This is a genomic window from Streptomyces sp. NPDC099050 (genome assembly GCF_044759865.1).
Taxonomy (GTDB): domain Bacteria; phylum Actinomycetota; class Actinomycetes; order Streptomycetales; family Streptomycetaceae; genus Streptomyces.
In genome coordinates, this window is sequence record NZ_JBIWAE010000001.1 from 135,365 (window position 1) to 155,889 (window position 20,525).

Annotated in this window: 17 protein-coding genes and 1 pseudogene; 8 read left to right on the forward strand and 10 right to left on the reverse strand. The window is 73.9% G+C overall.

Annotated elements, in window-relative coordinates:
* Window positions 1-30 precede the first annotated feature (30 nt).
* The 7 genes and pseudogenes from ACIQV3_RS00625 to dhaK form a co-directional block, all read right to left on the reverse strand.
* On the reverse strand, window positions 31-1,407 hold the full coding sequence (locus ACIQV3_RS00625) for an STM4012 family radical SAM protein (protein WP_403709109.1): 1,377 nt from the start codon (window positions 1,405-1,407) through the stop codon (window positions 31-33).
* A gap of 23 nt (window positions 1,408-1,430) precedes the next feature.
* Window positions 1,431-2,249 carry an STM4013/SEN3800 family hydrolase gene (locus ACIQV3_RS00630; RefSeq protein ID WP_403709110.1) on the reverse strand — a complete coding sequence of 273 codons (819 nt, stop codon included), beginning with the start codon at window positions 2,247-2,249 and terminating at the stop codon, window positions 1,431-1,433.
* Between the two features lie 79 nt (window positions 2,250-2,328).
* Complete coding sequence (locus ACIQV3_RS00635) at window positions 2,329-3,495, reverse strand: STM4014 family protein (RefSeq protein ID WP_403709112.1); 1,167 nt, start codon at window positions 3,493-3,495, stop codon at window positions 2,329-2,331.
* A 56-nt stretch (window positions 3,496-3,551) separates the two neighbouring features.
* On the reverse strand, window positions 3,552-4,511 hold the full coding sequence (locus tag ACIQV3_RS00640; RefSeq protein WP_403708250.1) for an STM4015 family protein: 960 nt from the start codon (window positions 4,509-4,511) through the stop codon (window positions 3,552-3,554).
* Window positions 4,512-4,945: 434 nt separating this feature from the next.
* Window positions 4,946-5,473 carry a PTS-dependent dihydroxyacetone kinase phosphotransferase subunit DhaM gene (locus ACIQV3_RS00645; RefSeq protein ID WP_403709114.1) on the reverse strand — a complete coding sequence of 176 codons (528 nt, stop codon included), beginning with the start codon at window positions 5,471-5,473 and terminating at the stop codon, window positions 4,946-4,948.
* Window positions 5,447-6,172 (reverse strand): annotated as a pseudogene (dhaL, locus tag ACIQV3_RS00650) (dihydroxyacetone kinase subunit DhaL); the annotation flags it as partial. The pseudogene dhaL and the gene ACIQV3_RS00645, both read right to left, overlap by 27 nt.
* A gap of 46 nt (window positions 6,173-6,218) precedes the next feature.
* Window positions 6,219-7,226 carry a dihydroxyacetone kinase subunit DhaK gene (gene dhaK / locus ACIQV3_RS00655; RefSeq protein ID WP_403708253.1) on the reverse strand — a complete coding sequence of 336 codons (1,008 nt, stop codon included), beginning with the start codon at window positions 7,224-7,226 and terminating at the stop codon, window positions 6,219-6,221.
* Window positions 7,227-7,527: 301 nt separating this feature from the next.
* Between dhaK and ACIQV3_RS00660 the strand changes: the two genes are divergently transcribed.
* On the forward strand, window positions 7,528-8,640 hold the full coding sequence (locus ACIQV3_RS00660) for a glycerol dehydrogenase (RefSeq protein ID WP_403708256.1): 1,113 nt from the start codon (window positions 7,528-7,530) through the stop codon (window positions 8,638-8,640).
* Window positions 8,641-8,699: 59 nt separating this feature from the next.
* On the opposite strand, the gene ACIQV3_RS00665 is transcribed toward ACIQV3_RS00660, so the two are convergent.
* A complete protein-coding gene (locus ACIQV3_RS00665; RefSeq protein ID WP_403708259.1) occupies window positions 8,700-11,102 on the reverse strand; it encodes a SpoIIE family protein phosphatase in 2,403 nt (800 codons plus the stop codon).
* Window positions 11,103-11,247: 145 nt separating this feature from the next.
* The gene (locus ACIQV3_RS00670; RefSeq protein ID WP_403708262.1) at window positions 11,248-11,796 is read right to left on the reverse strand and encodes a DUF5959 family protein; all 549 of its coding nucleotides are present in this window, start codon (window positions 11,794-11,796) and stop codon (window positions 11,248-11,250) included.
* Window positions 11,797-12,057: 261 nt separating this feature from the next.
* On the opposite strand from ACIQV3_RS00670, the gene ACIQV3_RS00675 reads away from it, so the two are divergent.
* The 3 genes from ACIQV3_RS00675 to ACIQV3_RS00685 all read left to right on the forward strand — a co-directional run bounded on the left by ACIQV3_RS00675 (window position 12,058) and on the right by ACIQV3_RS00685 (window position 15,135).
* On the forward strand, window positions 12,058-12,285 hold the full coding sequence (locus ACIQV3_RS00675; RefSeq protein ID WP_403708265.1) for a ferrous iron transport protein A: 228 nt from the start codon (window positions 12,058-12,060) through the stop codon (window positions 12,283-12,285).
* Complete coding sequence (gene feoB, locus ACIQV3_RS00680; RefSeq protein WP_403708268.1) at window positions 12,282-14,333, forward strand: ferrous iron transport protein B; 2,052 nt, start codon at window positions 12,282-12,284, stop codon at window positions 14,331-14,333. Before ACIQV3_RS00675 ends, feoB begins: the two co-directional genes overlap by 4 nt.
* 85 nt (window positions 14,334-14,418) lie before the next feature.
* The gene (locus ACIQV3_RS00685; protein ID WP_403708270.1) at window positions 14,419-15,135 is read left to right on the forward strand and encodes a class I SAM-dependent methyltransferase; all 717 of its coding nucleotides are present in this window, start codon (window positions 14,419-14,421) and stop codon (window positions 15,133-15,135) included.
* Window positions 15,136-15,179: 44 nt separating this feature from the next.
* Here ACIQV3_RS00685 and ACIQV3_RS00690 read toward each other — a convergent pair whose 3' ends face one another.
* The gene (locus tag ACIQV3_RS00690) at window positions 15,180-16,091 is read right to left on the reverse strand and encodes an alpha/beta hydrolase fold domain-containing protein (RefSeq protein ID WP_403708273.1); all 912 of its coding nucleotides are present in this window, start codon (window positions 16,089-16,091) and stop codon (window positions 15,180-15,182) included.
* A 206-nt stretch (window positions 16,092-16,297) separates the two neighbouring features.
* On the opposite strand from ACIQV3_RS00690, the gene tdh reads away from it, so the two are divergent.
* The 4 genes from tdh (at window position 16,298) to ACIQV3_RS00710 (ending at window position 20,508) form a co-directional block, all read left to right on the forward strand.
* Window positions 16,298-17,332 carry an L-threonine 3-dehydrogenase gene (gene tdh, locus ACIQV3_RS00695; protein ID WP_403708276.1) on the forward strand — a complete coding sequence of 345 codons (1,035 nt, stop codon included), beginning with the start codon at window positions 16,298-16,300 and terminating at the stop codon, window positions 17,330-17,332.
* 116 nt (window positions 17,333-17,448) lie between these two features.
* Window positions 17,449-18,651 carry a glycine C-acetyltransferase gene (locus ACIQV3_RS00700; protein ID WP_389436788.1) on the forward strand — a complete coding sequence of 401 codons (1,203 nt, stop codon included), beginning with the start codon at window positions 17,449-17,451 and terminating at the stop codon, window positions 18,649-18,651.
* A 140-nt stretch (window positions 18,652-18,791) separates the two neighbouring features.
* On the forward strand, window positions 18,792-19,427 hold the full coding sequence (locus ACIQV3_RS00705) for a VOC family protein (RefSeq protein WP_403708279.1): 636 nt from the start codon (window positions 18,792-18,794) through the stop codon (window positions 19,425-19,427).
* Window positions 19,428-19,593: 166 nt separating this feature from the next.
* Window positions 19,594-20,508 carry a LysR substrate-binding domain-containing protein gene (locus tag ACIQV3_RS00710; RefSeq protein WP_403708282.1) on the forward strand — a complete coding sequence of 305 codons (915 nt, stop codon included), beginning with the start codon at window positions 19,594-19,596 and terminating at the stop codon, window positions 20,506-20,508.
* The last annotated feature ends 17 nt before the right edge of the window (window positions 20,509-20,525 follow it).

Below are 20,525 nucleotides of genomic sequence, written 5' to 3' on the forward strand. Positions count from 1 at the left end.
GCGAGCCCTCCGCTCCTCGTCCCGCCCCCGTCACTTGCGCTCGTACGCGGCCATCGCGGCCCGCACGTCCGCCGAGAACAGGGCCGGGCCCGCCGCGTCCGAGTGCGCCAGCCCCTCCGGCGTCAGCCGCAGCAGCTCCGCGTCGTCCTCGAGCCAGCCGCGCTCCGCGAAGGCCGCCAGTTCCACCGGGAAGTCCTCCCAGGGGCCGCTCCCGAACCGCTCCCGGTACTCGCCCACGGGCATCCCGCGCGCCTGGAGCAGGGACTGCAGCAGGTGTCGGCGCCGGGCCTCGTCCCCGTCGATCCGGCGGCCGATCCCGGCCCGCGCGAAGTCCTCCTCGGGGCGGCTCACGTAGTCGTCGATGATGCCGCGGATCTCGCTCATGCCGACCGCGTAGTCGAAGGAGTAGTGCAGTCCGGCCGTGTAGGAGCGGGCCCCGCAACCGAGGCCGATCATGCCGTCGGTCTGGCAGGCGCCCGGCTCGACGTCCTGGTCGGCGCCCTCTCCGGGGGTCCCGGCCCGGCGGAACATCCGCATCGACACCTGCTCGTACCCGGAGGCCAGCAGGTGGTCCCGCCCGGCCCGGTAGAGCCGCAGCCGCTGCTCGTCCCAGCCGGCGGCCGTGGACTCGCCCGGCCTGCGCCCCAGGCCCGTCAGGGGGCGCACGTACAGCGGGTAGAGGTAGAGCTCCTCCGGGCGCCAGGCCAGGGCCGCGTCCAGCGAACGGCGCCAACTCGCCTCCGTCTGCCCGTCGATGCCGTAGATCAGGTCGATGTTCAGAACCGGTATCGCCGCGTCCCGGACCCGGGCCAGCGCCGTCTCCACGTCCGCCCGCTTCTGCGGACGTACGGCGGAACGCGCCTCCTCGGACACGAAGCTCTGCACGCCCAGGCTGAGCCGGGTCGTGCCCCGGTCGGCCAAGACCGCGAGCCGGTCCGCCGTCGCCGTGGCCGGCGAGGCCTCCACGGACAGCGGCACCGCCCGCAGGTCGGCGCCCGCGGCCTTCTCCGCGATATCGCAGAGCCGCTCCAGTTCGGACGCCGTCAGGAAGGTCGGCGTCCCGCCGCCGAAGGCCGCCGCGGTGAACCGTAGGGGCTCCTCCTCGCCCAGCGCGCCGCGGACCGCCTTCGCCTGCCGCTCCAGCGCGTCGAGATAGGCCGTGGTCAGCCCCTCCGGCGCACCGATCCGGGTGAAGAGGTTGCAGAAACCGCAGCGCACCTCGCAGAAGGGAATGTGGAGGTAGAGGGACAGGGCGTCCTTGGGCTGCCGCGCCCACTCCCGGCTCAGCTCGGCGGGCTCGGGCAGCGCGCGGTACGCCGTCTTGTGCGGGTAGGCGTACACGTAACTCTCGTACGGTGTGAAGCCGTTGAGGGATGCCGGAGGTGCCAGAGGTGTCGTAGGCGTCATGGGCGTCATAGGTGTCATGGGGGTCATCGGGGGCCGGGCTCCTCGTGGTTCAGGTGGAACTGTGCGTACGGGACCGTCCAGACGGCCTCGTGGGCGAGCCGGTGGCCCGTGTACCCGTCGTCCCCGTACGTGGTCCCGTGGTCGGAGCAGACGATCGCGAAGCAGCGGCGCCGCGACCGCATCGCGTCGAAGAGCCGCCCGATGTGCCGGTCGACGTACTCCAGCGCGGCCGCGTGCGTCTCCCACGAGTCCCCGTCCGCCGCGGTCGCCCCGGGGGAGTGGAACCAGTTGGGCTGGTGCATGGCCGACACGTTCAGGAAGAGGAACAGCCGCCGGTCGTGCGGCAGTCCGGCCACGACCCGCTCGGCGCGGGCCACCTGGGCCTCGAAGGAGGTCGGTGACGTCACCCCGAACTCCGGTTCCCAGTACGACTCCTGGAACATCCCGGGCAGTACGGAGCCCAGCGCGGCCGCCTTGTTGAAGAAGCCGACGCCGCCCACGCACACGGTCCGGTAGCCCGCCCCGGCCAGCCCCGACACCAGGTCCGGGGTGTCGAACACCCAGGTGCGCCCCGCGGTGGTCTCACTGCCCGGGAACCGGGCGGCGAACAGCCGCGGATGCGGGCCCGGCCCGTCGGGGGTGGGCAGGAAGCCGGCGAACATGGCCTGGTGGGAGGCGTAGGTGAAACTTCCCGGCGCGTGCCGCCGCTCCCACGCCCCGCCGGGCAGGTGCGCCGCCAGGTTCGGGATCCGGCCTTCGGCGGCCAGCCGCGCGGCCACGTCGTGGCGCAGGGTGTCGAGGGTGACGAGCAGCAGGTCGTCCCGGCCGACGACCTCGTTCATGTCGGGCTCGGGCTCGGGCTCGAGCTTGGGTTCCGGCTCGGGCTCGGGCTCGGTGCCGGGGTCCGCGCCGGGACCGGGGTCAGGGGCGGGCGGGGGCGTGTGCATGCTGTTCCTGTCGTACGGCGGCCACTTGGGCCGCGTAGGTGTCCTGGCCCTCGGCGGTCGAGCCGGGCAGTCCCGTCAGCCGGGGCAGCAGGTCCCCGAAGGCGTTGACCTCGCCCACGGCGAAGCTCCGCCAGCCGAGGGCGGGCAGCAGATCGACCCCGACGCACAGCGTGCGCGGGAAGGCGTCCGCCGCCCGCTCGCAGACGGCGAGCGCGTCCGCCTCCCAGCGCCCGCCCGCCTCCGCGACGGCGGCGATGACCGCGTCGAGATCGCCGCGGGCACCGCCGAGGTGCAGGTTCGTGAGCGGACCGGCGGCCGTGCGGACCACGGCGTGGGTGGCCCGGCCGCCGATGACCACGACCCGCAGGTCGGCGGAGCGGCCCCGCTGGGAAGCCTTCGGCAGCCACCGCTCGATGTGCAGGCCGTCGGGGGCCAGCGCGTTGACGATGGCGCCGATCACCCGCTCGTCCTCGTACCGCCGCAGGCGCAGCGAGTTGTGCAGGGCTCCCGAAGGGGCCCGCTCCACGGAGGTGGTGGCCCGGATCCGGCCGCCCGCGCCCGTCTCCACCGCGAGCACCCCGGAGGCCGAGGAGCCGTGCGCGAGCTTCACGAAAGCCCGGCGGTAGCCGGGGAGGGCGAGGACCGCCCGGACCTCCTCCCAGCCGCGCACCGGGGCGCGGACGGCGCCCGGGCCCGAGGTGGGGGAGGCGGGGACGGGCGTCCCGGCGGCGGCCAGCACCCCGTGACAGAGCCGCTTGTCGAACAGCACCGCGAGCTCGGCCGGATCGCACGTCAGCGTGCCGCCGGCCGACCGGACTCCCTCGGCCACCGCGTGCACCGCCTCGGTGAACCGGCGGTACCAGCGTCCGGTGCCCTCGACCCGGGTGGTGTCGGCGGCCCCGCGCAGCAGCCGCTCCACCTCGGGGTCCTCGCCGGGGGAGTCGATCCGTACGCACTCGCCCGTCCGGAAGACGGCCCGGCCGGTCAGTACGTCCCGCCAGGGAACCACCCGCGCTTCGGGCAGCCCGGCGGCGCGCACGGCGTCCTGGAACAGGGCGACCCGGCGGTTGCCCGGATTGCCGACGACGGCGAAGGGGGCGGGGGTGGGGGCGGAGGCCGGGGTGACGGCCGAGGCCGGGATGACCGCGGAGGCCGGGGTGGCGGCCGAGGCCGGGGTGGCGGAGTGAGCCGTACGGCTCACTCCGCCACCGCGATGTAGCGGTGCTCGGTGTCCTCGGCCTCGCCGTCCTTGTCTCGGCTCTGCCCGTCGCCGAGGTCGACCTCCACGCCGTGCGGGGCGAGCGCCGCGCGGAGCCGCTCGCGCAGCGGCTCGCTGACGTAGTGGTGGTGGAGGTCGAGCTTGGTGAGGTGGGTGAGCGGGCCACCCGCCAGCAGGGCTTCGACGCCCGCGTCGCCCAGGATCCCCATGGACAGGTCCAGTACCTCCAGCCGCCCGAGGACCGGAGCGGTGGCGAGCGCGGCGGCGACCTCGTCCTGGATCTCGCTGTTGCGCAGCGCGAGCCGGCGCAGGGACGGCAGCCGCTCACCGGTCAGGAACGGATCCAGATCGCCGGGCTCCGCGTCCCCGCCGTAGTCGGGGGTGCCCAGCCACAGGTCGAGCTCGGTGAGCGCGGGCAGTTCGCTCGCGGCGACCCCGCGCACCACCTCCCGGGGCAGTCCGCCGGTTTCGATCCGGAGCACGCGCAGCGTCTCGTGCCGCACGGGCGGGAAGACCAGGCCCTCGCCGCCGCGCACCCCGAACTCCTCCAGGGCGGGATACGCCCGCAGCAGCGGGCCCACGTCCGACTGGTTGATCCAGGAGATCTCGCACTCCTCGAAGGTGATGTCACCGACGAACAGGGCCCGCAGCGCGGGGAACTCGGACGCGGCCCCGGCGAGTGCCTCGACGATCACGGAGTTGGAGGTCTCGTACGCCTCGGACCAGCCGCCCACGATCAGGGCGCGCACCTGGCGGGTGTCCACGGACTCGGCGAAGCGGGCGAAGGCCTGCTGCCACTCCTCGTCGGCGTCGTAGGTGGCCACCGAGATCCGCCAGGCCACGGCTCCGGGCTCGGGCAGCGTACGGCTGTCCTTGGGTCCCGGGAAGTCGAAGGCGGGCAGGCCGCCGAACTCGCTCAGGTGCGTCCCGATGGTCATGTACCCAGCTCCTGACGGTATGGCGGGTGGCGGTCCCCGGCCGTGCGGTGTCGTCCGACAACAGTTCTACCAAGCCCCACCGACACTCACGGCGGCCGGAGGCCGACAGTCCGAGCCAGGAGTTCGGCCCGTGACTCCGCTGAGACGCCCGGGTGGTGGACGACGTACCGGCGCAGGGAGAGGACGGGTCGCCCCGGCCGGGCAGCCCCCCGGCGAGCTAGCGCAGCCGGTCTCCCGCGGTCTCCGGGTCCCGGGCCTCCTTGACGTGGGCGTAGCCGAGCATCCGCTCGGCCGGACCGCGGATCTTCCTGGGTGTCATGTGCCCGATGCCGCCACGGCGGGGTACGGGCGGGTGCCCGCACCGGCACGCGGCCCTGAACGCCGGTGGGCGGCCCTCCTCGAGGAGGGCCGCCCACCGGCTGTCGGCGTGCGGGTCAGCGCTTGCGGTAGCCGCGCGCGTCCTCGGCGGCCGCCAGTACGGCATCGAGGTCGCCGCCGATCGCCGAGGTCAGCGTGATGGCCACGGCGCCCTCCAGGAAGGGTGCGTCCACGATCCGTGCGCCTTCGGGCAGTTGCGAGGGCTCCTCGCCGAGCAGGGCGTTCACCGTCAGCACCGCGCTGCCCATGTCGCACAGCACGGCCACGCCGCGCCCCTCGTCCACCGACCGGGCGGCGGCCGTGATCAGCTCCGCGCTGGTGCCGATCCCGCCGTCGGGGGTGCCGCCCGCGACCGCCAGCGGAGCCGGCTCGACCGACCCGAGCAGCGCGCCCGCCAGCGCCGCCACGGACTCCGCGACCGCCTTGCTGTGCGAAACCAGCACGATGCCGACGCGGCCGGTACGGGTCTTCGGCGCCTGCTCCTCCGCCTGCTCCTGCGCCGGAGCAGGGGTCTCGGATGCCTTCGGCTCCTCGGTGACGAGTTCTGCCTCGGGGGCGTCGACCGCGGCGCGCAGTGCCTCCATCAGCAGGGCCACGGAGTTGGCCCCGGCGTCCTGGTGGCCCATGCTGCGCTCGCCGAGGTAACTGGCCCGGCCCTTGCGGGCTTCGAGCGGCCCGGTGGCGTCGGCGCCCGCGCGGGCCGCCCGTACGGCTTCGTCCAGGGCCTCGCGCAGCGGCCGCTCCGCCTCGCCGGCTTCGGCCAGCGCCGTCACCGCGGGGGCCAGGGCGTCGACCAGGGTGGCGTCGCCGAGCTCCGCGCCGCCCAGCTTCTGCACCGACCTGAGCCCGGCACCGAGCGCGGCCCCCAGCTCCGTCACGGTCGGCGCTGCGGTGTCGCCGAGCACCTTGCCGGTGCGGCGCAGCGCGGTGCCGAACAGCGGGCCGGAGGCGCCGCCGACGGTGTTCGTCAGGGTGGTGCCGGCCAGCGTCAGCAGTGCCCCCGGGGTGGTGGGCCGCTGCTCGGCCACGGCCGCGCCGACGGCGCCGAAGCCCCGTACGAGATTGGCGCCGTGGTCCCCGTCGCCGATGACCGCGTCCAGTTCGGTGAGGCGCGCGCTGTCCCGCCGGACGAGCCGGTTGGTCTCGGCGATCCAGCGGCGGAAGTAGGCGGTGTCCAGCGCCGCGTCCGGCGCGGTGTCCAGCGCGGTGCCCAGCACGGCGGCCTCGGTGGCCGGGGTCGGGGAGGTCGTGGAGGCGGTCGGGCTGGCGGGCGTGGCGGTCATGGGGAAAGGCTCCTGGAGAGTGTCGGGAGGGGAAGAGCGGGCGGGGTCAGCAGCCCCAGCGCAGGGACGGGGTGTCCACCGGCGCGTCCCACAGGCGCAGCAGTTCCTCGTCGGCGCGGCACAGGGTGAGGGTGCAGCCGGCCATGTCCAGGCTGGTGACGTAGTTGCCGACCAGGGACCGGGCCACGGTGATCCCGCGTTCGCCGAGCACCCGCTCGACCTCGGCGCGCATGATGTACAGCTCCACGGGAGGGGTCCCGCCCAGGCCGTTGACGAGGAGGATGACGGGGGCGCCGGCCGCCTCCGGGAGGTCGTCGAGGATGGCGTCGAGCATCGCCTCGGCGGTCTCGGCGGCCGTCATGATCTTCCGGCGTTCGCGGCCGGGCTCACCGTGGATGCCGATGCCCAGCTCGATCTCGTCCTCGCCGAGCGTGAAGTTGGGACTGCCCTTGGCGGGGGTGGTGCAGGAGGTCAGGGCGACGCCGTAGCTGCGCGCGTTCGCGTTGACCTTGCGGGCGACCGCGGCGACCTCGGCGAGCGGAGCGCCCTCTTCGGCCAGCGCGCCCGCGATCTTCTCCACGAACAGGGTGGCTCCGGTGCCGCGGCGGCCCGGTCCGTGCTCCGTGCGGGCGACGGCCACGTCGTCGTCCACGACGACCTGCTCGACCTTGACGCCCTCGTCCTCGCAGTCCTCCGCCGCCATCGTGAAGTTGAGAATGTCGCCCGTGTAGTTCTTCACGATGTGCAGGACGCCCGCACCCGCGTCGACCGCACAGGTGGCCGCCGCGATGTTGTCCGGCACCGGGGAGGTGAACACCGGGCCGGCCACGGCCGCCGCCAGCATGCCGCGCCCGACGAAGCCGGCGTGCAGCGGCTCGTGCCCGCTGCCGCCGCCCGAGAGCAGCGCGACCTTCCCGGCCGGCTCCCCGGCCGCGGCGCCGGCTCGCGTGACGATGCCCTTCTCCGCCTCGACGCGGAGCCCCGGGTGGGCGGCGGCCATTCCGCGCAGTGCGTCGGCGACGACACTTTCGGGAGAATTGATGAGCTTCTTCACGGAGGCCTCTTTCCTGGAAAGGGGAAGGCGGGACGGGGAACTCGGCACGCCGGTCCGGAGCGGAAATAGGAATTGCGGGACGGTATTAAGTTGGCACCGTCGCCGATCCGCCACCGCTTCCGGGGCGCTTGGCTGGAACTTTACCCTGGTGAGCCCGTGGAACAGTTCGGGTCCTTGGTCCCGGATCGGGGCGCGGAAAGGCCCGTACGCGGGGGGACCGTGCATATCTCGGAGTGTCGCCGGAATCCGTGATAGGGATGAATAAGCAAGCGGAATTGAATTCACAATGAGGAGGATTCACGTGAAGACCGTCGGTACGCGCATGATGATCAGCCCGCCCAAGTACGTGCAGGGCGCCGGGGCGATGAACGACCTGGGCGAGCACACGGCCCGCCTCGGGAAGAACGCCGTGGTCCTCGCGGACAAGGGCGTCTGGGGCTTCGTCGACACGGCCGTCACGGATTCCCTCTCCTCGGCCGGGGTCAAGCTGACCAAGGAGGTCTTCGGCGGGCTCTGCACCCAGAAGGAGATCGACCGGGTCGCCGCTGCCGCCCGGGCCGCCGGCGCGGACGTCGTCATCGGCATCGGCGGCGGCACCGCCATCGACACCGCGAAGGCCGTCGGTCACGCGCTCGGCGACATCGCCGTCGTCTCCGCGCCCACCGTGGCCTCCACCGACGCGCCGACCAGCGCGCTCGCCGTGATCTACACCGAGTCCGGTGCCTTCGAGCGCTACTCCTTCTTCCAGCGCAACCCCAACCTGGTGCTCGTCGACACCGCGCTCGTCGCCGGCGCGCCCAGCCGGTTCATCGTCTCCGGCATGGGCGACGCGCTCGCCACCTGGTACGAAGCCCGGGTCTGTGTGGCCGCCAACCGGGTCGCCATGGCCGGCGGTCTCGCCACCGAGGCCTCCCTCGCGCTCGCCCGGCTCTGCTGGGAGACGCTGATGGAGTACGGCCCCCAGGCCCGGCTGGCCGCCGAGGCGCACGTGGTCACCCCGGCGCTGGAGAAGGTCACGGAGGCCAACACCCTTCTCTCCGGCCTCGGTTTCGAGTCCTGCGGGCTCGCCGCCGCGCACGGCATCCACAACGGGCTGACCGTCTCGCACAAGGTGCACGGCATGATGCACGGCGAGAAGGTCAACATCGGCACCCTCGCCCAGCTCGTCATGGAAGGCGCCCCGACCGACGAGCTGGACACGTACCTGCGCTTCAGCCGCGCCGTGGGCCTGCCCACGACCCTCGCCGAGATCGGCCTCGGCGACCCGGACCGCGAGGAACTCCTCGCCATCGGGCGCGCGGCCACCGCGGAGGGCGAGACCACGCACAACATGCCGTTCCCGGTGACCCCGGAGATGGTCGCCGACGCCCTGATCGCGGGCGACTCCTACGCCCGCGCGTACGCCAAGAGGTAGCGTCGACAGACGGGACGCGGACAGCTCCTCGAGGGCTGCCCGCGTCCTACGGAGCCGTCCTACGGAGCCGTCCTACGGGGCTCCGCGCGCGGGCTGTCCCTCGCGGCGCGGGCCTCGTGGGGGACGGCCTGGTCCGGGTCCGCACGCTCCGGGGTGACCACCTCCGGGGCGGACGTGCGGGACGCCAGCAGCAGGGCGATGTCGTCCGGCCGGTCCGTGGAGTGCCCCGCCTCGGAGACCAGCCGGTCCGCCGTCTCGGTCAGCGGACCGGGACCGGCGTCCGCCAGTGCGGCCCGCAGCCGCTCCACTCCCACGTCGATGTCCGCGCCCGCGATCTCCACCAGCCCGTCGGTGTACAGGGCGAGCACCGCTCCCGGCTCGATCCGCAGCCGGGTCACCGGATACTCGGCCTCGGCGTCGACGCCGAGGACCGTCCCGCCCGCCAGGTCCAGCACCTCCGTCCGGCCGCCCGGATGTCGCAGCAGCGGCTGGGGATGCCCGGCCCGGACGGCGAGGGCGAGGCCGGACGCCGGGTCGAGCAGGACGTAGCAACAGCTGGCGAACTGACCGGGGTCGAGGTCGATGAGCAGCTCGTTCGTGCCGCGCATCACCTGCTCCGGTGTATTGCCTCCGAGCGTGAAGGCCCTTACAGCGCTGCGTAGTTGGCCCATCGTGGCCGCGGCCGCCACCCCGTGCCCCTGGACGTCCCCGATGATCAGCGCGAGCTGCCCGCCGCGAGCCTCGATGACGTCGTACCAGTCGCCGCCCACGTCCATCCCGGCGGTGCCGGGCAGGTACCGCCCCACCGTGACCACGTTCTCGCGGACCGGTAGCCGGTGCGGGAGCAGGGCCGCCTGGAGCCCGCGGGCCAGCGCCGCTTCGCTGTCGTAGCGCCGGGCCCGCTCCAGCGCCTGCGCGATCAGCCCGGCCAGCGCCGTGAGGACCGTACGCTCCTCCGGGCTGAACCCGCGCGGGGCGTCGAAGCCGAGGATGCACGAGCCGACCGGCCGGCCGGAGGCGATCAGGGGGAGGAAGGCCCGGGCACCGACGGCGGAGTCCAGCTCGATCCCCGGATAGGCGGCGGCCAGGTGCTGCATCGACTCGAAGAACAGCGGACGGCCCGAAGTGAGGGTCTCCACTCCGGGCAGCCGTACGTCCAGCGCGACCCCGTCGAACCGGTCGAGGAAACCCTGGGGGAAGCCGGTCTCCCACGCCAGGTGCAGATGCCCCTCACCGAGCAGGTAGATCGCCAACTGCCTCCCGCCGAAGGCCGGGAGCAGCTCGTCCGTGACCACCATCGACACCTGGCGGGCCGTCACCGCCTCGGTCAGCGCGATCGCCAGCGCCACCGGCCGGTACAGGGCCGAAGCCCGGTCGGCGGGCGAACCCTGGCCGGAGGACCCGAGTCCCGTGCCCGGCCGTACCAGTGACTCGGGTGCGTACGTGGGTGTTTCGGTCTGGGCGATGGTGACGGTGACTCCGTCGATCGCGGGATGCAGACCCACCGACAGCCAGTGCGGGGAGGGTTCGGTTCCGCGCGGTGCGGTTTGGAAGTGCACCGGAGCGGGGGCGAGGAACGCGGCCCGGAAGTGGTCCTCGTAGGCGGGGTGTCCGAGCCAGGGCAGCGCCTCCCAGAGGATCCGCCCGGAGAGTTCCGCCCCGTCGGAGCCGAGCAGGGTCGTGGCGGCGGAGCGGGCGCGGGAGTTGGCGAAGCCGATCACGCCCTGCCGGTCCACGGACAGGACGGCCAGGTCCAGCCGGTCCACGGCCGCGCGGGCGCCGGTGGCGGGGCTTTCGGCGGGACTCCCCGCCGGGCCGCCCGCCGCGGTGCTCCGCGCGGTGCCCGCCGGACCGCCCGCCGCGGTGCTCCGCGCGGTGCTCTTCGCGCTGCCCGACGCGTCGCCCCCCGGGCCGCCCCCCGGGCCCGGGCCCGGGCCGGGGACGCACGCCGGGTCGCCCTCCCAGGTCACCTCGGCCCCGCCCGCGGCGAGCGCGGCGAGCTCCCCGGCCAGCCGGGCGGCCACCGCGCGCAGCCGCTTCCGGTCGCCGGGTCCGACCGGGACCCCGGGGGTCGCGGGGCGCAGCACGAAGAGGACCCCGTACCGCTCGCGGCCACGGGTCACGGGCTCGTAGAGCGAGCCGAAGGGGAACGGCAGCCCGGCCATCAGCTGGGGGAAGCGCCGCATCGCCGATTCCGCGTCGGGCAGGTGCACGGACTGGCCGGACCGGTAGGCCTCGGCGACCGGGTAGGGGCGGTTCACGTGCATCCGCCACCAGGGGCGGAACAGCGGGGCCGGGAGCCCGGTGACGGCCGCCATCAGCAGGAGGCCTTCCGTGCCGGAGCGCACGTAGACCCCGCCCGCGTACCCGCCGGCGGCCCCCACGGCATCGAGAGCGGCCCGCGCGAGCACCTGGGCCGTGGCGTCGGTGACGGGGCCGCTGGTGTCCGGTCTGGCCGTCACCCCTCCAGAATGCGCTCGGCCCGGTGCTTCCGCACACCCCGTGCGGGCTCCTGTCCGCCATCGACGCTGATTATCGGACGGAAGACGGCGCAATCACCGCTCCGTGACCCGGCACGGACTGGTGGGAACCAGCTCCACCGCACGGCTACTCAGATCGAAACTGGGCTTGCGGATCAGGTCCGTTGAGTCCGGCCCGCACGGCGGGGACCAGGTGCTCCGCAATATCCCCGTCGCCCTGAACTCGGCGAGCGCGGCTCGGGCTCCATTCGTAGGTATTGGGAGCCGTCTCCACGACCTCGCTGGGCCAGGTCTCCCGAACCTGGCGAAGCCGCTGGTCATGGTCTTGGATCCAGGTCTCCGGAGGGTCGATCCAGAGCGTGACGCTCAGGCGGTCGGGGTCGTGGACCGTCAAGGACAACGTGCCGTCCTCGTGCGTGAAGAAGTCGAGGCTCAGCCCGCGGTCGCCACCGATCGTCGCGCGCCCGCCCGGCGCAAGCCGGGTGAGGGCCCGCTGCCAGATGTCGAGGTCCTGCTGGAGCAAGAAGAGTTCGAGCCGGGCGTCGACGAAGTCGGCGGTGACCCGGACACCGGCCCGGAGCGTGTCGTGGCCGGTCAGGATCCCGGGCCGATGGCGGCCGGTCACGCTGACCACGCAGCGGCTGCCGTCGGTGCCTCGCAGGTCGACCAGGCTCACCGGGGCCGGTTCCGTCACTGTGGGGCTCGCTCTCTCCCGAGGGGCTGAGCAGCATCCTCTCGTACGGCCTGACGGGCTGATCCGGCAGGTCCTCCCGCAGTGGTGTCCGGCGCGCCGCGACGTCCCCGGCTCGGCCGATCGGCCGACGGGCGGGCGGGACCGGGGGGGCTGAAAGGCCCTGTCGATCAGGGTCTTTGCCCGGCCTTCGATGCTCCCCGAGCTGCTTAGGTTTGCCTAAGTGGATTCGAACAAGGAGGTCCGGTGCCGTCGCTCAACGACAGCCGTCCAGGGGTGACCGTACGCATCACGGGGATCGATTCCGGTCAGGCAGGGGGGAGCAGGCGCCGGCTCCTGGAGTTCGGCTTCGTGCCGGGCGTGGACGTCACCGTGATCGCCCGGGGCGCCACCGGCGGCCTGCTCGTCGGGCTCGGGGACACCCGGGTCGCGCTGGACACCCGTACCGCCGGCCGGCTGAGGTGTGCCGGATGAGCTGTCACGCCACCGGGGCCGGATCCGGGGCCGGATCCGGGGCCGCCGCCACGGCGGAGCGTCGGACCGGTCTGCCGTTCGTCGCCCTCGCCGGCAATCCCAACGTCGGCAAGTCCACCCTCTTTAACGCCCTCACCGGCGCCCATCAGCGGGTCGGCAACTGGCCGGGCAAGACCGTCTCCGTCGCCCAGGGCGACTGGCGCACCGCCGGCGGGCGCCCGCTGCGCGTCGCGGACCTGCCCGGCTCCTACAGCCTGCTGCCCGACTCCCCGGACGAGGCGCTGGTGCGCGACGTGCTGACCGCGCCGGCGGGGGAGCGGCCCGACGCCGTGCTCTTCGCGCTCGACGCGGCCAACCCGGCCCGCAACCTGTACCTGCTCTCGCAGATCCTCGACACCGACATCCCCGTCGTGGTCGCGCTCACCATGACCGACGTCGCCGCCCGGCGCGGCGTGCCCCCCGGCCCGGAGGCGCTGGCCCGCGAGCTCGCGCTGCCCGTCGTACGGGTGGAGGGGCGCTCCGGGGCGGGGCTGGACACCCTCGCCGACGCGGTGTGCGAGGCCCTGGACGCGGGAGCCCCGCGTCCGGGGCGGACGTCCGCCTGGGCGGCGGGTTCGCCCGTGGCGGGCGAACTGGCGCAGCTGGCCGCGGCGGCCTCCGGGCTGAGCCCGCACCCCGCGCTGTGGCTGGCCGTGAGCCTGCTCTGCGGCGAGGAGCCGCCCGAGGTCCCGGCGGAGCTGGCCCGGCGGGCCGGTGCGGCGGCGGACCGCCTCGCCACGGCGGCGGCAGGGAACGGCGCCACCGCCACGGACGGCGCCACCGCCACGGACACCGACTCCGGCATGGCCACCGACGCCCACACGGACGCCGACGCCGACGCCGAACTCCTCGTCGCCGAGGCCCGCTACGCCTGGGCGCACGCCGTCATCGAACGCGCGGCGCCCCGCCCGGCCGGTGCCAAGCCCACCCTCACCGACCGGGTGGACCGGCTGCTGCTGTCCCGGGGCTTCGGCATCCCGTTCTTCCTCGCGGTCATGTGGGGCGTCTTCGAGGCCACCACCGCCCTGGCGAAACCCCTCCAGGACGGCCTCGGCGACTTCGTCTCCGGACCCGTCAGCGGGGGAGCCGGCCGGCTCCTGGAAGCCCTCCACGCGCCCGGCCGGCTGACCGGACTGCTGGTCGACGGCCTGATCAACGGAGTGGGCCAACTGCTCACCTTCGTCCCGCTGATGATCATCATGTTCCTGCTGCTGGCCCTGCTGGAGGACTCCGGCTACTTCGCCCGCGCCGCGTTCGTCGCCGACCGCCTGATGCGCACGCTGAGGCTGCCCGGCCGCGCCTTCCTGCCGCTCGTCGTCGGTTTCGGCTGCAACGTCCCCGCCCTCGCCGGCACGAGGATCCTCAACCGGCGCTCGCACCGGCTGCTCGTCGGCCTGCTCATCCCGTACATGAGCTGCACCGCCCGCCTCGCCGTCTACGTGATGATCACGGGCGTCTTCTTCGGCTCGAACTCCGGCACCGTCGTCTTCTTCCTCTACGTCGCCTCCGTGCTGCTGGTCGTCGGCATGGGGCTGATCCTGCGGCCCCTGCTGTTCCGCGACATGAAGGAGGAGCCGCTCGTCCTGGAACTGCCCCCCTACCGGCTGCCCACCCTGCGGGTCACCGGCGCGCAGGTCTGGCAGAAGCTCGCCGCCTTCCTGCGCACCGCCGGCGGCATCATCGTCGCGACCGCGGCCGCCGTCTGGCTCCTCATGGCGATCCCCGCCGCGGCCGGCCACGGAGGCTTCGGCGAGGTCGACGTCGAACAGAGCGTGTTCGGTACGGTCACCCGCGCCACGGCGCCCCTCGTGGCCCCGGCCGGCTTCGGCGACTGGCACGCCACGGCGGCGCTCGGCACCGGCCTGACCAGGACGAGGACCAGGACCAGGATCGCCGAGGCGGTCCAGGCCGGCGGGGCGAGGGGAGGACCCGAGGAGGGGGCCGTCGCCGCACGAGCCGGTGCCGCCGCACGCCTCACGGGGCCAGGGCCGCGGCTCCGTCCGTCGTAGGACTGATCCGAACGCCTCCCCCGTCCGGGGGAGGCGCGGGGCGGGGACCGACGGCCGCGGCCCGGAGGCGGGCAGGCTTGCGGACATGCGACAGCAGTACGACACGTCAACGCCCCCGCCGGCCTTCTCGGTCGCCGACGCCTTCACCCTGAGTACCGCCCTGGACGCCCTCGGCGGCGTCCGCGGGCTCGACACCCTCGACATGGCCTGCGGGCACGGCACCACCACCCGGCTGCTGGCGAGCGCCGGTGCCCGCAGGACGGTGGGCGTCGACAGCTGCCCCGAGCGCATCCGCCGGGCCCGGGAGACCGGCGCGGACCTCGCGCACCCCGTCGAGTACGTGGTCGCGGACCCGGCGGCCGGCCTGCCGGCCCTGGGACCGTTCGACCTGGCCACCGCCGTGTACCTGTTCAACCAGGCCCACGACCGCACCGCCCTGCACGCCATGTTCCGCGCCGTACGCGCCACCCTGCGCCCCGGCGGGAGGCTGCTCGCCATCGTGCCGAACCCGGGGGCCTTCCCCTACGCGGACTGGGAGCCGTACGGGATCAGCGTCGTCGAGCGCTCTCCCGGCGGGGACGCCCCGCTGCTGCGGGCCCGGCTGGAGACCGACCCGCCGGTGCCGTTCGAATGCCGGGAGTGGGCCCACGCCGACTTCGCGGAGGCCGCGGCCGACGCCGGCTTCGCCACCGTGACCTGGCAGCCGACCCGGACCCCGCCCGCGTGCGCGACCCGGGACGAGACCTACTGGGCCCGCTACCGCACGGCCCCCGTCGGCTCCCTGATGAACTGCGTGGCCTGAGCGGCCGTCGGTCGCGCGGAGGCCGTACCGGCCCCCGCGGTGGCTCAGGACTCCGCCGCCGCCGCGCGGACCAGCTGCACGATCCGGTCCCGGGCGGCCTTGCCCTCCGGAAGCGGCATCAGGGGGTAGTCGTGCGGCAGCCCCGGCTCCTCGATGAACTCCACCTCGGCGCCGGCCGCCCGCGCCTTGTACAGCAGTTCGCGGCTGTCGGTCGTCAGGACGTCCCGCGTGCCCGTGAACACCGTCAGGGGGGCCAGCCCCGCGAACGACCCGTGCAGCGGGCTCACCCGGGGATCGTCGGCCGCCAGGTTGCCCGCGTACAGCCGCCCGGCCTCCCGCAGCCCGGGGCGGGCCAGCATCGGGTCGCCCGCCTCGATGGCCGCCTGGTCGGGGTGGCTCATGGACACGTCCAGCCAGGGCGAGATCAGCACGATCCGCGACGGCTGCGTCCCGTTGCGGTCGCGCAGCCGCTGCGCCGCGGCCAGCGCCAGCCCGCCGCCCGCCGAATCCCCGAGGAGCACCGTGCCGCCGGCGCCCCCGCCCGCGATCAGGCCGCTGAGCAGGTCGGCAGCGACCGGGACGGTCCGGTCGGCGGTTCCGCGCGGGGCCAGGATGTACGCCGGTACGACCACCCGGGCCTGCGCCTGCGTGACCAGGGTCCGGATCAGCGACCAGTGCGCCCGGACCAGTTCGTTGATGTACCCGCCGCCGTGCACGTACAGCACCCGCGCGGTCGGTTCCTCGCCGAGTGGCGAGACCTCGTACACGGGCCAGGCCCCGACGAACGTCCGCGAGACCTCCGCCACCCGGCCCAGCGAACGCGGCGGAAGGTGCGACGCGGGGCGCCGCATCGATTCCGCCACCTGGGTACGGACCGCCTCCGCGCTCCCGAACCGTCTTCGCCGTCCCGCCGCGATCAGCGCGACCGAAAGCGCCCTGCTGCGCAGACTCGGCACGCCCCTCACCTCCCCATACCCGGCCCGGCCCACTCCCCGGCCCCTGCCCGTCACCCCAGGAGCATAGGCGTGAAGCTGGGCTGTGGACCCGCTTAAGAAATCCTCGATGGACTGATCACCCGCAGGTCGGCAGATTGGTGCCGTCCGAACGCTGCCCGGCCCGCACGCCCCGTAGCGCTTCCTTCCGCATGCCTGGAGCCACCCCCATGAAGGCACTCGTCAAGCACAAGGCCGAGCCCGGGCTGTGGCTCATGGACGTTCCCGAGCCCGAATACGGCCCCGGCGACGTGCTGATCAAGGTGCTGCGCACCGGCATCTGCGGGACGGACCTGCACATCCGGTCCTGGGACGGCTGGGCCCAGGGCGCGGTCAAGACCCCCCTCGTACTCGGTCACGAGTTCGTCGGCGAGGTGGCCGCGCTCGGTGCGGACGTGTCCTCCGACATCGAGGTCGGCGCGCTGGTCAGCGGCGAGGGCCACCTGGTGTGCGGGAAGTGCCGCAACTGCCTGGCCGGTCGCCGCCACCTGTGCCGCAGCACGATCGGGCTCGGAGTCGGGCGCGACGGCGCCTTCGCCGAGTACGTGGTGCTGCCCGCGCAGAACGTGTGGGTGCACCGGACCAAGGTGGACCTCGACGTCGCGGCGATCTTCGACCCGTTCGGCAACGCCGTGCACACGGCGCTGTCCTTCCCGCTGGTCGGCGAGGACGTACTGATCACCGGCGCGGGCCCGATCGGCATCATGGCGGCGGCCGTGGCCCGGCACGCGGGAGCGCGCAACGTGGTCATCACCGACGTCAGCCCGGAGCGTCTGGAGATCGCCCGCAAGGCGGGCGCCACCCTCGCGCTCGACGTCTCGCAGGCGACCATCGCCGACGCGCAGGCCCAGCTCGGCCTGCGCGAGGGCTTCGACATCGGCCTGGAGATGTCCGGCCGCGGCGAGGCCATGCGCGACATGATCGACAACATGACGCACGGCGGCCGGATCGCCATGCTGGGCCTGCCGGCGCAGGAGTTCGCCGTCGACTGGGCCAAGGTCGTCACCTCGATGATCACGATCAAGGGCATCTACGGCCGCGAGATGTTCGAGACCTGGTACGCGATGACCGTGCTGCTGGAGGGCGGGCTCGACCTCAGCCCCGTCATCACCGGCCGCTACGCCTACGGGGACTTCGAGGCCGCGTTCGACGAGGCGGCGACCGCCCGCAGCGGCAAGATCATCCTGGACTGGACCCAGGCGTAGCGCGGGCGGTCAGCCCTCCAGCCCCACAGACCATCTCCCTCCGGCCGGGCCCCGCATCACCCCCCTCCGCGGGGCCCGGCCCCCCTTCCCTCCTCGTGAGAAAGAGAGCACCGCACATGTTCGAGACCGTCCGCGCGGACCTCCGTACCACCCTTGACGAGATCCGCGCCGCGGGTCTGCACAAGCCCGAGCGCGTCATCGGCACCCCGCAGAACGCCGCCGTCGCCGTGACCTCGGGCGGCGCCGCGGGCGAGGTCCTCAACTTCTGCGCCAACAACTACCTCGGTCTCGCGGACCACCCCGAGGTGGTCACCGCGGCGAAGGAGGCCCTGGACCGCTGGGGCTACGGAATGGCCTCCGTGCGCTTCATCTGCGGTACGCAGGAGGTCCACAAGGAGCTGGAGGCGCGGCTCTCCGCCTTCCTCGGCCAGGAGGACACGATCCTCTACTCCTCCTGCTTCGACGCCAACGGCGGAGTCTTCGAGACCATCCTCGGCCCCGAGGACGCGGTGATCTCCGACGCCCTCAACCACGCCTCGATCATCGACGGCATCCGTCTCTCCAAGGCCCGCCGCTTCCGCTACGCCAACCGCGACATGGCGGAGCTGGAGACCCGGCTCAAGGAGGCCACCGAGGGCGGTGCCCGCCGCAAGCTCATCGTCACCGACGGCGTGTTCTCGATGGACGGCTACGTCGCCCCGCTCGCCGAGATCTGCGACCTCGCGGAGCGCTACGACGCCATGGTCATGGTCGACGACTCGCACGCCGTCGGCTTCGTCGGCCCCGGCGGCCGCGGCACCCCCGAGCTGCACGGGGTGATGGACCGCGTGGACATCATCACCGGCACCCTCGGCAAGGCGCTGGGCGGGGCCTCCGGCGGCTACGTCGCGGCGCGCGCCGAGATCGTCGAGCTGCTGCGCCAGCGCTCGCGCCCGTACCTCTTCTCCAACTCCCTCGCCCCGGTCATCGCGGCGGCCTCCCTCAAGGTCCTCGACCTGCTGGAGTCGGCCGACGACCTGCGCGAGCGGCTCGCCGCCAACACCGCGCTCTTCCGTACGAAGATGACCGAGGCAGGCTTCGAGATCCTGCCCGGCGACCATGCCATCGCCCCCGTGATGATCGGCGACGCGGCCGAGGCGGCCAGGATGGCGGAGCTCCTGCTGGAGCGCGGGGTCTACGTGATCGGCTTCTCCTACCCGGTGGTGCCGATGGGCGCGGCGCGGATCCGCGTCCAGCTCTCGGCCGCGCACTCGACGGCCGACGTGGAACGCGCGATCGCGGCGTTCATCGACGCGCGGGCGGCCCTGGCGGGCGCCTGAGGACCGATCCGCTCCACGGCTGAATCCATGGCGGGCACGGACGCGGACACGGACACGGACGCGGAGACGGACGGGGACACGGACGGGGCGGCGGGCGTGGCGTCGGGGATTCGTGCGGGTCGTCGGGTGATGATGGCGCGGTGCGACTTGATCACGTGTCCTACGCGGTTGCCCGCGACAGCTTCGTCTCGACCGTCCAGTGGATCGGATCGGCCCTGGGCGCCGGGTTCGTCGACGGTGGCGTGCACCCGCGGTTCGGCACCCGCAATTTCATCCTCCCGCTGAGCGGCGGCACCTACGTCGAGGTCGTCACCACACTCGACCACCCCGCCGCCGACCGCGCACCCTTCGGTCAGGCGGTCGCGCGCCGCGCCGCCGAGGGCGGAGGCTGGCTCGGTTGGGTGGTCTCCGTCGAAGACATCGCCCCGGTCGAGGCCCGCCTCGGCCGCACCTCGGCGGAGGGCCACCGGGTCCGCCCCGACGGGTTCGACCTGAGGTGGAAGCAGATCGGCCTGCTGGAACTGATGGAGGATCCACAACTGCCCTACTTCCTTCAGTGGTCGGTCCCCATCGAGGAGCGCCCGAGCGCCGACCCGCGCACCTCCAGCACCATCCAGGGGGTCTCGATCGCCGGCGACGCTGCCTCCATCGCCGAATTCCTCGGCGAACCGGCCGACCACCCCCTCGAACAGATCGACGTCACCTGGGTCGAGGACGAGGAACCGGGCCTGGTCTCGGTCGAGTTCGCCACCGCCCACGGCCCGGTCACGATCTGACCGCGACCCGCCCCCCGGGCGGTCCGGTCCAGCCCGGCCCGAACGCTCGGGTGGGTGCGGCGCACCCCGACCCGGTTCTCCCCGGACCCGGGCCCGGCCCCGCCCCCGGCCGGCCCGGTCCGGTCCGTCGGCCCGGCAGGGCCTCGCGGGCTGCGAGAATGGCAGGGTGATCGACCCCCGGAGGCTCCGCATCCTGCGGGCCGTCGCGGACCACCGTACGGTGACCGCCGCGGCCGCAGCGCTGTACCTCACCCCCTCCGCCGTCTCCCAGCAGCTCGCGGCGCTGGAGCAGGAGACCGGGCACGCCCTGCTGACCCGCAGCGGCCGGGGCGTACGCCTCACCGCGGCCGGGCAGATCCTGCTCGGGCACGCCCACGAGGTGCTCGCGCAACTGGAGCGGGCGGAAGCGGAGCTCGCCGCCTACGCGGGCGGCTCGGCGGGCGAGGTCACCGTGGCCGCCTTCGCCACCGGAATCGCCGAAGTACTGGCCCCGGCCATCACCCGGCTCGCCGCGGACCACCCCGGGATCCGGCTGCGCGTACGCGACGCGGAGGGCGACCAGAGCCTGCTGCTCCTGCTGGACGGGGAGGCGGACCTGGCGCTGGCCGTGGAGTACCGGGGAGCCCCGGGCGCCGACGACGGCCGGCTGTCCGTGCTCCCGCTCTACGCCGAGCCCTTCGACGCGGTCCTCCCGGCCGGGCACCCGCTCGGGGACCTGCCCGAAGTGTCCCTGGCCGAACTCTCCGATGCGGACTGGGTGGGCCAGTACCCCGGCAACCCCTGCCACGACGTGATGCTCCTCGCCTGCGAACTGGCGGGATTCCAGCCCCGGCTGGTGCACTCCTCCGACGACTTCCGGGCCGTGGTGGCCCTGGTCGGCGCCGGCGCCGGAGTGGCCCTCGTGCCGCGCTCGGCGCTGCGCGGCATGGAGCTCAAGGAGGTCCGGGTCCGCCCGGTGTCCGGGCCCGCGCCCACCCGCCGCGTCTTCGCCGCCACCCGGCGCGGCGCCGAGGCGCACCCGCTGATCGCCCCGGTCCTGGCGGCCCTGACCCGCGAGGCGGACCGGCTCCCGGAACACTGACCGAGCGGGTCCCGGGC

Bases quoted from the DNA above. Each gene is read 5' to 3' on its own strand.
- ACIQV3_RS00625 (WP_403709109.1), bottom strand. From the start codon at position 1,407: ATGACGCCTACGACACCTCTGGCACCTCCGGCATCCCTCAACGGCTTC.
- ACIQV3_RS00630 (WP_403709110.1), bottom strand. From the start codon at position 2,249: ATGAACGAGGTCGTCGGCCGGGACGACCTGCTGCTCGTCACCCTCGAC.
- ACIQV3_RS00640 (WP_403708250.1), bottom strand. From the start codon at position 4,511: ATGACCATCGGGACGCACCTGAGCGAGTTCGGCGGCCTGCCCGCCTTC.
- ACIQV3_RS00645 (WP_403709114.1), bottom strand. From the start codon at position 5,473: ATGGAGGCACTGCGCGCCGCGGTCGACGCCCCCGAGGCAGAACTCGTC.
- feoB (WP_403708268.1), top strand. From the start codon at position 12,282: ATGAGCTGTCACGCCACCGGGGCCGGATCCGGGGCCGGATCCGGGGCC.
- ACIQV3_RS00685 (WP_403708270.1), top strand. From the start codon at position 14,419: ATGCGACAGCAGTACGACACGTCAACGCCCCCGCCGGCCTTCTCGGTC.
- tdh (WP_403708276.1), top strand. From the start codon at position 16,298: ATGAAGGCACTCGTCAAGCACAAGGCCGAGCCCGGGCTGTGGCTCATG.
- ACIQV3_RS00700 (WP_389436788.1), top strand. From the start codon at position 17,449: ATGTTCGAGACCGTCCGCGCGGACCTCCGTACCACCCTTGACGAGATC.